This is a genomic window from Streptomyces sp. bgisy027 (assembly GCF_057710365.1).
Map to the genome: position 1 here is coordinate 32,418 of NZ_JBYIVZ010000001.1, position 14,384 is coordinate 46,801.

12 protein-coding genes are annotated in these 14,384 nt (G+C 71.5%); 8 read left to right on the forward strand and 4 right to left on the reverse strand.

What is annotated here, in order from left to right:
- Nucleotides 1-106 precede the first annotated feature (106 nt).
- Nucleotides 107-922 (forward strand): serine hydrolase domain-containing protein, encoded by an 816-nt coding sequence (locus AC3ETA_RS00155; protein ID WP_432190729.1) that lies wholly within the window; start codon nt 107-109, stop codon nt 920-922.
- Between the two features lie 6 nt (nt 923-928).
- Here AC3ETA_RS00155 and AC3ETA_RS00160 read toward each other — a convergent pair whose 3' ends face one another.
- Nucleotides 929-3,184, reverse strand: a complete 2,256-nt coding sequence (locus tag AC3ETA_RS00160; protein WP_432190730.1) for an MMPL family transporter — start codon at nt 3,182-3,184, stop codon at nt 929-931.
- An 82-nt stretch (nt 3,185-3,266) separates the two neighbouring features.
- Nucleotides 3,267-3,920, reverse strand: coding sequence for a pirin family protein (locus AC3ETA_RS00165; RefSeq protein ID WP_432191045.1), 654 nt, complete (start codon nt 3,918-3,920; stop codon nt 3,267-3,269).
- Between the two features lie 86 nt (nt 3,921-4,006).
- Between AC3ETA_RS00165 and fasR the strand changes: the two genes are divergently transcribed.
- The 5 genes from fasR to fabF all read left to right on the forward strand — a co-directional run bounded on the left by fasR (nt 4,007) and on the right by fabF (nt 8,938).
- The gene (gene fasR, locus AC3ETA_RS00170; protein ID WP_432190731.1) at nt 4,007-5,212 is read left to right on the forward strand and encodes a fatty acid biosynthesis transcriptional regulator FasR; all 1,206 of its coding nucleotides are present in this window, start codon (nt 4,007-4,009) and stop codon (nt 5,210-5,212) included.
- Between the two features lie 89 nt (nt 5,213-5,301).
- Entirely contained in the window at nt 5,302-6,213 is a 912-nt protein-coding gene (locus AC3ETA_RS00175; protein WP_432190732.1) for an ACP S-malonyltransferase, read from the forward strand.
- A gap of 15 nt (nt 6,214-6,228) precedes the next feature.
- Nucleotides 6,229-7,230 carry a ketoacyl-ACP synthase III gene (locus AC3ETA_RS00180; protein ID WP_432190733.1) on the forward strand — a complete coding sequence of 334 codons (1,002 nt, stop codon included), beginning with the start codon at nt 6,229-6,231 and terminating at the stop codon, nt 7,228-7,230.
- Between the two features lie 102 nt (nt 7,231-7,332).
- Complete coding sequence (locus tag AC3ETA_RS00185; RefSeq protein ID WP_004001566.1) at nt 7,333-7,581, forward strand: acyl carrier protein; 249 nt, start codon at nt 7,333-7,335, stop codon at nt 7,579-7,581.
- Nucleotides 7,582-7,666: 85 nt separating this feature from the next.
- A complete protein-coding gene (fabF, locus tag AC3ETA_RS00190) occupies nt 7,667-8,938 on the forward strand; it encodes a beta-ketoacyl-ACP synthase II (RefSeq protein WP_432190734.1) in 1,272 nt (423 codons plus the stop codon).
- A gap of 66 nt (nt 8,939-9,004) precedes the next feature.
- Here fabF and AC3ETA_RS00195 read toward each other — a convergent pair whose 3' ends face one another.
- The gene (locus AC3ETA_RS00195; RefSeq protein WP_432190735.1) at nt 9,005-9,499 is read right to left on the reverse strand and encodes a DUF3145 domain-containing protein; all 495 of its coding nucleotides are present in this window, start codon (nt 9,497-9,499) and stop codon (nt 9,005-9,007) included.
- A gap of 267 nt (nt 9,500-9,766) precedes the next feature.
- Here AC3ETA_RS00195 and AC3ETA_RS00200 point away from each other — a divergent pair, with 267 nt between their 5' ends.
- Nucleotides 9,767-10,657 carry an SGNH/GDSL hydrolase family protein gene (locus tag AC3ETA_RS00200; protein WP_432190736.1) on the forward strand — a complete coding sequence of 297 codons (891 nt, stop codon included), beginning with the start codon at nt 9,767-9,769 and terminating at the stop codon, nt 10,655-10,657.
- Nucleotides 10,658-10,667: 10 nt separating this feature from the next.
- Nucleotides 10,668-11,645, forward strand: coding sequence for an aldose epimerase family protein (locus AC3ETA_RS00205; protein WP_432190737.1), 978 nt, complete (start codon nt 10,668-10,670; stop codon nt 11,643-11,645).
- A gap of 80 nt (nt 11,646-11,725) precedes the next feature.
- Here AC3ETA_RS00205 and AC3ETA_RS00210 read toward each other — a convergent pair whose 3' ends face one another.
- Nucleotides 11,726-14,161 carry a glycoside hydrolase family 3 protein gene (locus AC3ETA_RS00210; RefSeq protein WP_432190738.1) on the reverse strand — a complete coding sequence of 812 codons (2,436 nt, stop codon included), beginning with the start codon at nt 14,159-14,161 and terminating at the stop codon, nt 11,726-11,728.
- Between the last annotated feature and the right edge of the window lie 223 nt (nt 14,162-14,384).

Sequence of the window (14,384 nt, forward strand, 5' to 3'; positions counted from 1 at the left end):
ACGCGATCACCGTGGCCGACGAGCCGGACCTGGGCCGAGATCGTCCTGAGGGCACTGCCGGACCCCTCGATGCGCCCGTGCCTTCGGGCCGCATAGGCTCGACGGCATGTCGTTGAGCAGCCTCGCACTGATCGAGAACTGGCCCGTGCCCACCGCGGCGGCGGGTGTCGTACGCGCGGACGGCACGGTCGTGGGTACGCACGGTCCCGTCGGGCACCGGTTCCCGCTGGCCTCGGTCACCAAGCCGCTGGCCGCGTACGCGGTGCTCGTCGCCTACGAGGAGGGCGCCGTCGAGCTCGACGAGCCGGCCGGGCCCGCGGGGTCGACGGTGCGGCATCTGCTCGCGCACACCTCGGGGCTGGCCTTCGACGAGCACCGGGTGACGGCCCCGCCCGGGGAGCGGCGGCTGTACTCCAACGCCGGGTTCGAGCAGCTCGGGGACCATGTGGCCAAGGCGACGGACATCCCGTTCGCGGAGTATCTGCGGCAGGCCGTGCTGGAGCCGCTGGGCATGACGGCCACCTCCCTGGAGGGCTCCCCGGCCAAGGACGGCGTGTCGAGCGTCGAGGACCTGCTGCGCTTCGCGGCTGAGGTGCAGGCGCCCCGGCTGCTGGACCCGCGCACGGTCGCCGAGGCGATGACCGTGCAGTACCCGGGGACGAAGGGCGTCCTGCCGGGGTACGGGCACCAGAACCCCAACGACTGGGGCCTCGGCTTCGAGATCCGCGACGGCAAGTCCCCCCACTGGACGGGCGCCTCGTCCTCGCCGCGCACCTTCGGGCACTTCGGGCAGTCGGGTACGTTCCTGTGGATCGACCCCGACGCGAGCGCGGCCTGCGTCGCGCTGACGGACCGGGCGTTCGGGCCGTGGGCGGTCCAGGCGTGGCCGCCGTTCACGGACGCGGTGCTGGCGGGGCTGTAGGACCGGTCACCCGTCCTTGGGCGGCCCGGGCTCCGGCAGGGCGCCCAGCTTCTCGCCGGTGCCCTCGGTGTCGATGTGCGGCAGGATCCTGTCCAGCCGGCGGGGCGTCCACCAGGCGTGCTCGCCCAGCAGCGTCATCACGGCGGGCACCATGAGCAGCCGGACCACGGTGGCGTCGATGAGCACACTGACGGCGAGCCCCAGGCCCAGCATCTTGACGACGATGTTGTCGCTGATGATGAAGGCCGCGAACACACTCACCATGATCAGCGCGGCGCAGGTGATCACACGCGCGGTGATCTCCAGCGCGTGGGCGACCGAGTCCTTGGCGTTCCCGGTGCGCTTCCACGCCTCGTGCACCCGGGACAGCAGGAAGATCTCGTAGTCCATGCTCAGGCCGAAGATGATCGCGAACATCATCATCGGCACATAGCTCTCGATGGGCACCTTGCCGTGCACCCCCAGCGCGGGCCCGCCCCAGCCCCACTGGAAGACGGCGACCACCACGCCGTACGAGGCCGCGATCGACAGGACGTTGAGGACGGCCGCCTTCACGGCGACCAGCAGGCCGCGGAAGACCGCCAGGACGATCAGGAAGGCGAGGCCGACCACCACGAGGATGATCAGCGGCAGCCGCTCGGCGACGATGTTGCGGAAGTCGACCTGGGCGGCCGTGGTCCCGGTGACGTAGCCCTCGGCGTCGGTGCCGGAGGCCGCGTCGGGGAGCGTGTGGTCGTAGAGGCGGTTGACGAGGTCGGTGGTGTCCTTGTTCTGCGGGGACACCGACGAGTAGACCGTGCCGACCAGGACGTCGCCGTCCTGGGTCGGCTGCAGCGGGCTGACGAAGGAGGTCCCGGACGCGTCGTTCAGTGCCTGCTGGGTCTTCGAGGCCAGGTCGGAGCGCTGCGAGTCCGGTACGTTCGTCTGGTCCACGACGACGGTGAGCGGCCCGTTGGAGCCCGCGCCGAAGGCGTCCGTCATCAGGTCGAAGGCCCGCCGGTCGGTGAAGGACGTGGGGTCGGCGCCGTCGCCGATGTGACCGAGCTGGATCGAGAAGACGGGGATGGCCAGCACCGCGACGGTGGCCACGCCGGCGGACAGGTACCGCCACGGATGGTGCTCCACGCGCTTGGCATAGCGGTGCCAGGTGCCCTGGGAGATGTCCCCTCCGGCCTCGGTCTCGGCGACGGGCCTGCGCAGGTGCCAGCGGTCGACGTTGCGGCCGACCAGCCCCAGCAGGGCCGGGACCAGGGTCAGCGCGCCCAGGACGGCGGAGACGACCGTGACGGCCGCGGCGACGCCGAGCAGGCCGATGAAGTTCACGCCGGACACCCACAGGCCCATCAGAGCGACGATCACCGTGGTGCCGGAGACGAGCACCGCGCGTCCTGAGGTGGCGGCGGCGTGACCGGCGGCGCGCACCGGATCGGCGCCGTCCATGAGGTTCTGCCGGTGCCGGGTGAGCAGGAAGAGGGCGTAGTCGATGCCGACGCCGAGGCCGATCATCGTGGCCAGGGTGGGCGAGACCGTGGCGAAGGTGAACGCGAGGGCGAGCAGCCCGAGACAGGCCAGTCCGCCGACCACCGCGATCAGGGCGGAGATCAGCGGCAGGAAGGCGGCGATCAGACTGCCGAAGCCGACCAGCAGCACGATGATGGCGACGCCGAACCCGATCGCCTCGCTGAGCCGGTCGTTGCCGGCGGGCCGCTCCAGCTCGCCGAGCGATCCGCCGTACTCGACGTCGACTCCCGCCTGTCGGAGCGGCTCCACGGCGCTGTCGACGCCGTTCAGGTAGCTGTCGCCCAGGAGGGCGGGCTGTTCGTCGAAGCGGATGGTGATGTAGCCGGTCTTCCCGTCCGAGGACAGCGGCCCGACCTTGGAGGAGGTGGCCTCCAGCGGGTTCTGCACGCTCAGCACGTGCGGCAGCTTCTGGAGGTCGGCGACGGTGGCCGACATCTGTGAGCCGAACGAGGTCAGCGGCTGGTCCGCGTCGTGCGTGACGATCTGGCTGCTGTAGCCGCCGGCCTGCGGATCGTGCTCCTTGAGGACGTCCAGGCCCTTCTCGGACTGCACGTCGGACAGGGCGAAGTTGTCCGAGTACTCCCCGCCGTGGATGTGGTTGAGAGCCTGGAGCACGCCGAGCGCCACGACCCAGGCGACGATCACGATCACGAAGTGGTGGGCACACCACTCGCCGAGCCGTCGCAGTCCCCCACTTTTCGGGGCGTCGCCCCGTCCCCCTTCGGCCTTGCGTCTTGCCATGGGCTCGGCTCTTCTCTGCCGGGCGGGATTCCGACCTCCATTTGACGATGTTCCGACCACTTGGGCATCTCGAGCCCCACCACTATCCGGCCATCTCCCACATCAGCAGCTCCGCCGCGCTCACCCCCACGGCCTCGATGTCCTTGGCGTCCGTGATGCGGGCCGCGTCCCCCGCGCCCAGTTCCTCGCCGTCCAGACGCACCGTGCCGCGCACGACCTGCACGTACAGGTACGCCCCGTCGGGCACGGCCGTACGCTCACCCGCGCCCAGTCGGCGTACATGGAGCAGGGCGCCCGCCTCCGGCACGGCGTACGGCGTGGAGTCGGCGATGCCGTGGACGATCTCGTACGCGGGGTCGCCGCCCGGCGCGAGCGGGGCCAGCCAGGTCTGGATGAAGGTCAGGGGCACCTCGGCGTCGTTGCGCTCGACGTGCCGTACGCCGCCCGCCGAGCTGAGCCGCTGCACGTCGCCGGGGCCGACCCGGGTCTCGTGGCCGGTGGAGTCGCGGTGGGTGAGCTCGCCCTCGACGACCCAGGTCACGATCTCGGTGTGGCTGTGCGGGTGCTCGTCGAAGCCGGCGCCGGGCGCGAGCCGCTCCTCGTTGCAGGCGATCAGCGCGCCGAAGCGGAGGTTGTCGGGGTCGTAGTGCGGGCCGAAGGAGAAGGCGTGGCGCGACTCGATGCCCGAGGCCGGATCCCCTCCCGGATAGCGCTCCGCGGCGCGCCGTACATCCATCACGGCACCACCGTAGCCGCACCGGGAAAGGCTCACCCGCGACCCTCCGGCACGCACTCGCGTCCGGATAAGGCAGTCTTGTCCCCGTGCCCGAACCCGAAGCCCGAAACTCCCCCGCCGCCGCGCACGACGTCCATTCCCACTCCGCGACCCTGAAGCGGCTGGAGAAATCCTCCGGTTCCCTCGCCGCACAGGCCATCGCGCGGATGGACGAGACGCTGCCGTGGTACCGGGCGATGCCCCCGGAGAACCGTTCCTGGATCGGTCTCGTCGCGCAGGCCGGCATCGCCGCCTTCACCGAGTGGTTCCGGCATCCCGACGCGCCGCAGGCGATCTCCACCGACGTCTTCGGGACGGCCCCGCGCGAACTGACCCGCGCCATCACGCTGCGGCAGACCGTGGAGATGGTGCGTACGACCATCGAGGTCATGGAGTCGGCGATCGACGAGGTCGCCGCCCCCGGCGACGAGAGCGTGCTGCGCGAGGCGCTGCTCGTCTACGCCCGGGAGATCGCCTTCGCCACCGCCCAGGTCTACGCCCAGGCGGCCGAGGCACGCGGTGCCTGGGACGCGCGCCTGGAGTCGCTGGTCGTGAACGCCGTCCTCAGCGGCGAGGCCGACGAGGGCGCCGTGTCGCGGGCCGCGGCGCTCGGCTGGAACTCGCCGGAGCATGTGTGCGTGGTGCTCGGGACGGCGCCCGACGGGGACAGCGAACTGACCGTGGAGGCGATCCGGCGGGCCGCCCGGCACGCGAAGCTCCAGGTGCTGACCGGGGTGCTCGGGGACCGGCTGGTGGTGATCGCGGGCGGCAGCGACAGCCCGCTCGCCGTGGCCAAGTCGCTGATCGGGCCGTATGCCGCCGGACCCGTCGTCGCGGGCCCCGTCGTGCCGGATCTGCTGGCCGCGACGCGGTCCGCGCAGGCCGCGGCGGCCGGGCTGAAGGCGTGTTCCGCCTGGCAGGACGCCCCGCGGCCGGTACTCGCCGACGATCTGCTCCCGGAGCGTGCCATCGCGGGCGATCCGAGCGCCCGCGAGCAGTTGGTGGAGGAGATCTACAGACCGCTGGAGGAAGCCGGCTCCGCTCTCCTGGAGACACTCTCCGTCTATCTCGAACAGGCGAGCAGTCTGGAGGGCGCGGCGCGGATGCTGTTCGTGCATCCCAACACCGTGCGCTACCGGCTTCGACGTGTGACTGACGTCACCGGCTGGTCGCCGTCCGATGTGCGCTCCGCGTTCACTTTGCGGATCGCGCTGATCCTGGGGCGTCTGGCCGACGGCGATCTCCAGCTCTAGGCTTTTGTCGGGGCCCCACAAAACCCCCTCGTGTTCTTCGTCCTTGTCCCCACGGGCGGCGCCGCCCGTCCCCAAGAGAGAGTGTGAGAGTGCTCGTACTCGTCGCTCCCGGCCAGGGCGCCCAGACGCCCGGCTTCCTGACCCCCTGGCTCGAACTGCCCGGTGCCGCCGACCGCCTCGGTGCCTGGTCGGACGCCATCGGACTGGACCTCGCCCACTACGGGACGCAGGCCGACGCCGACGCCATCCGGGACACCGCCGTGGCGCAGCCGCTGCTCGTCGCGGCCGGCATCCTGTCCGCCGCGGCACTGGGTGACACCCCGCCCGGCGCCGTCGCCGGCCACAGCGTCGGTGAGATCACCGCGGCCGCCTACGCGGGCGTCCTCGACGACACCGCCGCGCTGACCCTCGTGCGGGGGCGGGGCCTGGCCATGGCCGAGGCCGCCGCGATCACCGAGACCGGCATGTCGGCGCTGCTGGGCGGCGACCCCGAGGTCAGCGTCGCGCACCTGGAGAAGCTGGGCCTGACCCCGGCGAACATGAACGGCGCCGGCCAGATCGTGGCCGCGGGCACCATGGAGCAGCTCGCCGCGCTGAACGAGGACAAGCCCGAGGGCGTGCGCAAGGTCGTCCCGCTGAAGGTCGCCGGCGCGTTCCACACGCACCACATGGGCCCGGCCGTCGACAGGCTGGCCGAGGCGGCCAAGGAGCTGGTCCCCGGCGACCCGCGCGTCACCTACGTCTCCAACAAGGACGGCCACGCGGTCGCCACCGGCGCCGAGGTGCTGGAGCGGCTCGTCGGGCAGGTCGCCAACCCGGTCCGCTGGGACCTGTGCATGGAGACCTTCAAGGAGCTCGGCGTCACGGCCCTGATCGAGGCGTGCCCGGGCGGCACGCTGACCGGTCTGGCCAAGCGCGCGCTGCCGGGTGTGAAGACCCTGGCGCTCAAGACCCCCGACGACCTGGACGCTGCTCGCGAGCTCATCGCAGAGCACGCCTGACAAGGAGCCCGGAGCATGGCGAAGCTGAAGCCCAGCAAGGGCGCCCCGTACGCGCGCATCCTCGGCGTGGGCGGTTACCGCCCCACGCGTGTGGTGCCCAACGAGGTGATCCTGGAGAAGATCGACTCGTCCGACGAGTGGATCCGGTCGCGCTCCGGCATCGAGACGCGGCACTGGGCGAACGACGAGGAGACCGTCGCCGCGATGTCGATCGAGGCGTCCGGCAAGGCCATCGCCGACGCCGGGATCTCCGCCGAGCAGATCGGCGGCGTGATCGTCTCGACCGTCTCGCACTTCAAGCAGACCCCGGCCGTCGCCACCGAGATCGCCGACAAGCTCGGCACGAACAGGGCCGCCGCCTTCGACATCTCGGCCGGCTGCGCGGGCTTCGGCTACGGTCTCACCCTCGCCAAGGGCATGATCGTCGAGGGCAGCGCGGAGTACGTCCTGGTCATCGGCGTCGAGCGGCTGTCCGACCTGACCGACCTGGAGGACCGCGCGACGGCCTTCCTGTTCGGTGACGGCGCCGGGGCGGTCGTCGTGGGCCCCGCCAAGGAGCCCGCCATCGGCCCGACCGTCTGGGGCTCCGAGGGCGACAAGTCCGAGACGATCAAGCAGACCGTGCCGTGGACGGACTACCGCGCCGGCGAGGTCGAGAAGTTCCCCGCGATCACGCAGGAGGGCCAGGCGGTCTTCCGCTGGGCCGTGTTCGAGATGGCGAAGGTCGCCCAGCAGGCGCTGGACGCGGCCGGGATCACCTCGGACGACCTGGACGTCTTCATCCCGCACCAGGCCAACGAGCGGATCATCGACTCGATGGTGAAGACACTCAAGCTGCCGGAACACGTCACGGTCGCGCGTGACGTGCGCACCACCGGCAACACCTCGGCCGCCTCGATCCCGCTCGCGATGGAGCGGCTCCTGGCGACCGGCGAGGCGAAGAGCGGCGACACCGCGCTCGTCATCGGATTCGGGGCGGGTCTCGTATACGCCGCGACGGTCGTTACTCTCCCCTAGGCACTCCGTGCCGGATCATGTGAGCCGGCACGGGAAACGCACCACCTGCCGCTCACGCGGCGGACGCCAAACCCTCTGAGATATCTACGAAGGAGCGCCAAGATGGCCGCCACTCAGGAAGAGATCGTCGCCGGTCTCGCCGACATCGTGAACGAGATCGCCGGCATCCCGGTTGAGGACGTCCAGCTGGACAAGTCCTTCACCGACGACCTGGACGTCGACTCGCTGTCCATGGTCGAGGTCGTCGTCGCCGCCGAAGAGCGCTTCGACGTCAAGATCCCGGACGAGGACGTCAAGAACCTCAAGACCGTGGGCGACGCGACCGACTACATCCTCAAGCACCAGGGCTGATCCTCCGATCCAGCCTGGGGCTGCCTGCCCCGCCACCCGGCGGTGGCGCCGCTGAATCCTCGTATCCGTTGGAGAAAGAATTCCCGTGAGCTCGACCAATCGCACCGTGGTCGTCACCGGTATCGGCGCAACCACACCGCTGGGTGGCGACGCAGCCTCTACCTGGGAGGGCCTGATCGCCGGCAAGTCCGGCGTCAAGCCCCTGGAGCAGGACTGGGCCGCCGAGCAGGCGGTCCGTATCGCCGCGCCGGTCGCCGTGGAACCGACCGAGGTCATCCCGCGGCCGCAGGCCCGCCGCCTGGACCGCTCGGCGCAGTTCGCGCTGATCGCGGCCAAGGAGGCCTGGGCCGACGCCGGTTTCGAGGCCAAGGCCGGTGAGGACCCGAAGGTCGACCCCGACCGCCTCGGTGCCGTCATCGCCTCCGGCATCGGTGGTGTGACGACCCTGCTCGACCAGTACGACGTGCTCAAGGACAAGGGCGTTCGCCGTGTCTCGCCGCACACCGTCCCCATGCTGATGCCGAACAGCCCCTCCGCGAACGTGGGTCTGGCCGTGGGCGCCCGTGCGGGCGTGCACACGCCGGTCTCCGCGTGCGCCTCGGGCGCCGAGGCCATCGGCTACGCCATCGAGATGATCCGCACCGGCCGCGCCGACATCGTCGTCGCGGGTGGCACGGAGGCGGCGATCCACCCGCTGCCGATCGCCGCGTTCGGCAACATGATGGCGATGTCCAAGAACAACGACGACCCGCAGGGCGCGTCGCGTCCCTACGACGTCGCCCGCGACGGCTTCGTCCTCGGTGAGGGCGCCGGCGTGGTCGTCCTGGAGTCCGCCGAGCACGCCGCGAAGCGCGGGGCCCGGGTGTACGCCGAGGCGGTCGGGCAGGGCATCTCCGCCGACGCGCACGACATCGTGCAGCCGGAGCCGGAGGGGCGGGGCATCTCGCAGGCCCTGCAGAACCTGCTGGAGCGCAACGACCTGGACCCGGCGGAGATCGTGCACGTCAACGCGCACGCGACGTCGACGCCGGCCGGTGACATCGCCGAGCTGAAGGCGCTGCGGAAGGTGTTCGGTGACGACGCCGACCACATGGCCGTGTCGGCCACCAAGTCGATGACGGGTCATCTGCTGGGCGGCGCCGGTGGTGTGGAGACCGTGGCGACGGTGCTCGCGCTGTACCACCGGGTGGCTCCGCCGACCATCAACGTCGAGAACCTGGACCCGGAGGCCGAGGCGAACGCCGACGTCGTCCGCGGTGAGGCCCGCAAGCTGCCCGTGGAGGGCCGTATCGCCGCGCTGAACGACTCGTTCGGCTTCGGTGGGCACAACGTGGTGCTGGCGTTCCGGACGATCTGAGCGCCCCCTGTACGTACGTGAAGGGCCCCCACCTTTCGAGGTGGGGGCCCTTCACTTGTCCCTGTCTCAGACCACTTGGTGCAGCCAGCGGACCGGGGCGCCTTCGCCCGCGTATCTGAAGGGCTCCAGTTCGTCGTCCCACGGCTTGCCGAGGAGTTTGGCGATCTCGGCCGCCAGGTCCGTCTCCTCGCGCTGGGAGCGGGCCAGGGCGGCGCGCAGGCGGTCCTCCGGGATGAGGATGTCGCCGTGGATGCCGGTCACGGCGTGGAAGATGCCGAGTTCGGGGGTGCAGCTGTAGCGCTCGCCCTCGGCGGTGGGGCAGGGCTCGGCCGTGACCTCGAAGCGCAGCAGGTGCCAGCCGCGCAGGGCGGAGGCCAGCTTGGAGGCGGTGCCCGCCTCGGCCTGCCAGGAGAACTCCGAGCGCCAGGTGCCGGGCGCGGCGGGCTGCCGGATCCAGTCGAGGTTGACGCGCGTGCCGAGCACCCCGGCGACGGCCCACTCGACGTGCGGGCACAGCGCGCGCGGCGCGGAGTGCACGTACAGAACTCCACGTGTCGTCACCGGGACCTCCGGGCTGAGCGGACATCTTGCGAACTGGCGGACGATCGTGGCCGGGCGGCCACGTTGATGGCGAGGCTACCGTGCGGCGGCGCAAGGAGTGTGACGTACCGTCCGTCCAGGTGCCGTCAAACGCCCGCCATTCACCCGGGGGGACGCTTGTACGGGTGTGAGCCGTTGCATGAGCCGGGCGGGAACCCTCGTGCGTTGTTATGGGTTGGACACATCAGTGGGTGGCCGACCGGGACGGACGAGGGGATGGACCAGGGCATGCCGAAGCGACAGCACCTTTCGCGCGCTGTCCTGGCCGCCGTGACCGCGGCCGTCCTGGGTGCCGCCGGCTGTGACGCCGTCGGCGGCGACTCGCCGGCACCCTCCGGCACCGACGCGCGCAGCGCACGCCCGTCCCCGAAGCCGACGCCCACCTGGGACCGCAGCCCGGCCTCCGTCGCGGCCGTGGGCGACTCCATCACCCGTGGTTTCGACGCCTGCTCGGTCCTGTCGGACTGCCCCGAGGTCTCCTGGGCGACCGGCAGCAGCGCCCAGGTCGACAGCCTGGCCGTACGGCTGCTGGGGAAGGCGAACGCGGCCCGGAACAGCTGGAACTACGCGGTGACCGGGGCCCGGATGGCGGACGTACCCGGGCAGATGGCCCAGGCGGCGACACGCAGGCCCGAGTTGGTGGCGGTGATGGCGGGGGCGAACGACGCCTGCCGTGCGTCGACCGACGCGATGACCCCGGTGGCCGACTTCCGGGCGCAGTTCGAGGACGCGATGGGCACGCTGCGCGAGTCGCTGCCGAAGGCACAGGTGTTCGTGGCGAGCGTGCCGAATCTGATGCGGCTGTGGGAGCAGGGCCGTACCAATCCGCTGGGCAAACAGGTGTGGGAGCTCGGCATCTGCCCGTCGATGCTGAGCGACCCCGACTCCCTCACCACGCAGTCCAACCAGCGGCGCGAGACGGTGCAGGGGCGTGTCGAGGCGTACAACAAGGTGCTGGAGGAGGTCTGCGAGAAGGACCGCCGGTGCCGTTTCGACGACGGCGCGGTGTACGACTTCCGGTTCGGCACCGAGCAGCTGAGCCGGTGGGACTGGTTCCATCCGAGTGTCGACGGGCAGGCACGGCTGGCCGAGATCGCCTACCGGACGGTCACGAACTAGTGTTCCGCTCATGAGCGAACACTTCGGCACACTTTCCGACGGCACCGAGGTCCACCGATGGACCCTGGAGCGCGCCGGCGTGCGGGTACGGGTGCTGTCGTACGGCGGGATCGTGCAGTCGCTCCAGGTGCCGGACCGGGACGGTCACCCGGCGGACGTGGTGCTGGGGTTCGCCTCCCTGGAGGACTACGTGTCCCACCCGGGTCCCTATCTCGGCGCCCTCATCGGGCGGTACGCCAACCGGATCGCGGGCGGCCGCTTCCCGCTCGACGACCTGACGTACGCGCTGGAGCCCAACACGCCGCCCAACTCCCTGCACGGCGGCGAGCGCGGCTTCGACAAGCGGGTGTGGGACGTGACGCCCGTCGAGCACGGGCTGCGGCTCGAGCGGGTCAGCCCGTACGGCGAGGAGGGCTTCCCGGGGCGGCTGGAGGTCTCGGTGACCTACACGCTGGACGCCGGCGGGGCGCTGCGGATCGCGTACGAGGCGGTCACGGACGCGCCGACCGTGGTGAACCTGACCAACCACAGCTACTTCAATCTCGCCGGGGCCGGTTCCGGCAGCGCGGGCGGGCACGAACTGCGGCTGGCCGCCTCCCGGTTCACTCCGGTCGACGCGGACCTCATTCCGACCGGCGCCCTGGACGACGTCACGGACACCCGCTTCGACTTCCGTCAGGCGCGCAAGGTCGGCGCCGGGTACGACCACAACTTCGTGCTCGACAAGGGTGTGACGGCGAGCGCGCAGAAGGTCGCCGAGCTGTACGAGCCGTCGAGCGGGCGGGTGCTGACGGTGGCGACGACCGAGCCCGGCCTCCAGCTCTACACCGGCGACCATCTGCCCGAGCCCTTCGCTGCGGGTGACGGCATCGCGCTGGAGACCCAGCACTTCCCCGACTCCCCGAACCGGCCGGAGTTCCCGAGCACGGTGCTGCGTCCGGGCGAGGTGTTCCGCTCGGAGACGGTGTACGGCTTCTCGGCGCGCTGACCGACGGCGAAAGGCACGAGCCCCGGTCCAGGTGTTGTCAGGGTCCTGGACCGGGGCTGTTCCTGGGCACTTCTCCCGGATCAGACGTTAATCGTCGCCGTGACCCGGCGGTCCGCGATCGAGCGCCCCACCTGGATCTCGTACGAACCCTTCACAAAGGTCCACGCATTGGTCTTCTCGTCCCAGACCTCGAACGCCCGGCGCGGCAGTTCGACCACGGCCTCGCCCCGCTCCCCCGGTCCCGCCTCCACAGGGGCGAACCCGGCGAGCCACCGAGCCGGCCGGTCGGCGTCCGGCTCGCTCGGCGCCAGATAGACCTGCACGACCTCGCGCCCGGCGCGCTCGCCGCAGTTGCGGACGCGGACGGTGACGGTGCCGCCCTTGACCTCGGCGGACTCGTAGGTCCAGTCGGTGTAGCCGAGGCCGTGCCCGAAGGGGTACGACGGGACCCTGCCGTGTTTCTCCCAGGCGCGGTAGCCGATGAAGACGCCCTCGGTGTACGACAGCCCGCCGGACGTGGGGACGACCTCGGTGACCGGGGCGTCGGCCAGCGAGCCCCAGGTGGTGGGCAGCCGGCCACCCGGCTCGTGGGTGCCCGTGAGGACGTCGGCCAGGGCGGCGCCGCCCTCCTGGCCGGGGAACCAGCTCAGCAGCACCGCGGCGACGTCCGTGCGCCACGGCAGCTCCACCGGGGAGCCGGAGTTGACGACCACGACGGTGTTCGGGTTGGCGGCGGCGACGGCGCGCACCAGCTCGTCCTGGCGGCCGGGCAGCGTCAGGTCGGTGCGGTCGAAGCCCTCGGACTCGACGCGGTCGGTGGTGGCGACCACGACGACGGCCGTGCCGGCGCCCCGGGCGGCGCGGGCGGCCTCGGCGATCAGCTCGTCGGGGTCGCGCTGCGGCTCCTGGTGGGCGAGCGTGAAGCCGACGACCTTCATCGGGACGTCCTCGGGGAACTCCACGAGGTGGGTTAGGGAGACCTCGACCGGTGTGCCGGCGGTGAGTTCGGGCCGGGCGCGCGGGACGGGGGCGCCGAAGAAGGTGATGAAGGGGTCGTCCTTGGCGGGGCGCTGGACGTCGTCGTAGTAGGTGGTGCCGTCGATGACGAGCTTGAAGCCGCCGATGCCCTTGATGCCGAAGGTGTGCGCGCCGGTGTCGCGCGGGGTGAAGGTGCCGGTCAGTTCGACGGAGTGCAGGGTCTCGTGGGTGACCCCTTCGGGGAGGTCGGAGCCCATCCACTGGATGTGGCCGCTGGGCGCGGAGCCCGTGCCGATGGCGTTGCCGTCCGCGTCCCGGCACACGGCCCGTAGCTCGAAGCCCTGGTCGGCGGCGGCGAGTTCGGTGTTCGGGTCGGCGCCGACGGCGTACGTGAGGGTGCCCTCGGGGAGCGCGGCGGTCAGGCCGTCGAGCGGGGAGACGACGCCGGCGGGGAAGACGGTGGCCGAGCCGCCGCCGAGGACGCGGGCGTCGCGGGCGGCGGCGCCGATGAGGGCGACCGTGCCGTTCGGGCGCAGCGGGAGGGCGCCGTCGTTGCGGACCAGGACGAAGGAGCGGCGGGCGATCTCGCGGGCCAGGGCACGGCCGTCGACGGTCTCGGGGAGGTCGGTGACCACGGGCTCGGCGCCGTCGAGGATGCCGACGCGGGCGGCGAGCCGCAGGACGTTGCGCACGGCGTCGTCGACCCTGGCCTCGGCGACCTCGCCGTCCCGCACGGCCCGGGCGAGGGGTTCGCCGTACACGGTCCGCGGTCCCGGCATGGCGACGTCGAGGCCGCCCTCGATCGCGCCGGCGGTGGACCGGGCGGCCATCCAGTCGGAGACGTTGAAGCCGTCGAAGCCCCATTCGCCGCGCAGAACCTCGTTCACGAGGTGGTGGTGCTCGGTCATCGTCGTGCCGTTGACCGTGTTGTAGGCGGTCATGATGCCCCAGGGGCGGGCGTTGCCGACGATGATCTCGAAGGGCGCCAGGTACAGCTCGCGCAGGGCGCGTTCGCTCACGGTGTTGTCGACGGTGAAGCGGTCGGTCTCGGCGTCGTTGGCGACGAAGTGCTTCACAGTGGTGCCGACGCCGCCGGCCTGGACGCCGCTCACACAGGCCGCGCCGATCGTCCCCGTCAGATACGGGTCCTCGCTGTACGCCTCGAAGTGGCGGCCGCCGAGCGGGGACCGGTGGAGGTTGACGGTGGGGGCGAGGAGCACATGGACGCCCTTGCGGCGGGCCTCCTGGGCGAGGAGGGTGCCGGCGCGGCGGGCGAGCGGCGGGTCCCAGGTCGCGGCGAGGGCGGTGGGCGAGGGCAGCGCGATCGACGGGTCGTCGGCGGTCCAGCGCACGCCCCTCACGCCGATCGGGCCGTCGGACATGACGAGGGACTTCAGGCCGATGCCGGGGAGCGCGGGCAGGGTCCACATGTCCTGGCCGGAGAGCAGCCGCGCCTTCGCGTCGAGGTCGAGCCGGGCGAGGGCCGCCTCGACGACCGCCTCGCGTGCTTCATCGGCCTGGGTGCGCCTTGCCGCCATCGCGGTGCCTCCTCGGTGAGTTCGAGCACGTCTCCCCCCTTCCTCGGCGCCTGCGAAGCACCTGAAACCGCAACCACCGATTGAGGAACCCCCCACGGCGAGCAACCACGTCCGCGAGACCTGAAGTGCTGGGGAAGCGGCGGTGAAGATGTCCGGCACCATGGCGTAGACCACTCCCGCCACGCGATACTTCCGGCGTCCCGCACGACACAGGCTCTGCCTC

What these genes read in the sequence shown, in the direction of transcription:
- AC3ETA_RS00155 (WP_432190729.1), top strand. Translation starts at nt 107, where the DNA reads ATGTCGTTGAGCAGCCTCGCACTGATCGAGAACTGGCCCGTGCCCACC.
- AC3ETA_RS00160 (WP_432190730.1), bottom strand. Translation starts at nt 3,184, where the DNA reads ATGGCAAGACGCAAGGCCGAAGGGGGACGGGGCGACGCCCCGAAAAGT.
- AC3ETA_RS00165 (WP_432191045.1), bottom strand. Translation starts at nt 3,920, where the DNA reads ATGGATGTACGGCGCGCCGCGGAGCGCTATCCGGGAGGGGATCCGGCC.
- AC3ETA_RS00180 (WP_432190733.1), top strand. Translation starts at nt 6,229, where the DNA reads ATGGCGAAGCTGAAGCCCAGCAAGGGCGCCCCGTACGCGCGCATCCTC.
- AC3ETA_RS00185 (WP_004001566.1), top strand. Translation starts at nt 7,333, where the DNA reads ATGGCCGCCACTCAGGAAGAGATCGTCGCCGGTCTCGCCGACATCGTG.
- AC3ETA_RS00200 (WP_432190736.1), top strand. Translation starts at nt 9,767, where the DNA reads ATGCCGAAGCGACAGCACCTTTCGCGCGCTGTCCTGGCCGCCGTGACC.
- AC3ETA_RS00205 (WP_432190737.1), top strand. Translation starts at nt 10,668, where the DNA reads ATGAGCGAACACTTCGGCACACTTTCCGACGGCACCGAGGTCCACCGA.
- AC3ETA_RS00210 (WP_432190738.1), bottom strand. Translation starts at nt 14,161, where the DNA reads ATGGCGGCAAGGCGCACCCAGGCCGATGAAGCACGCGAGGCGGTCGTC.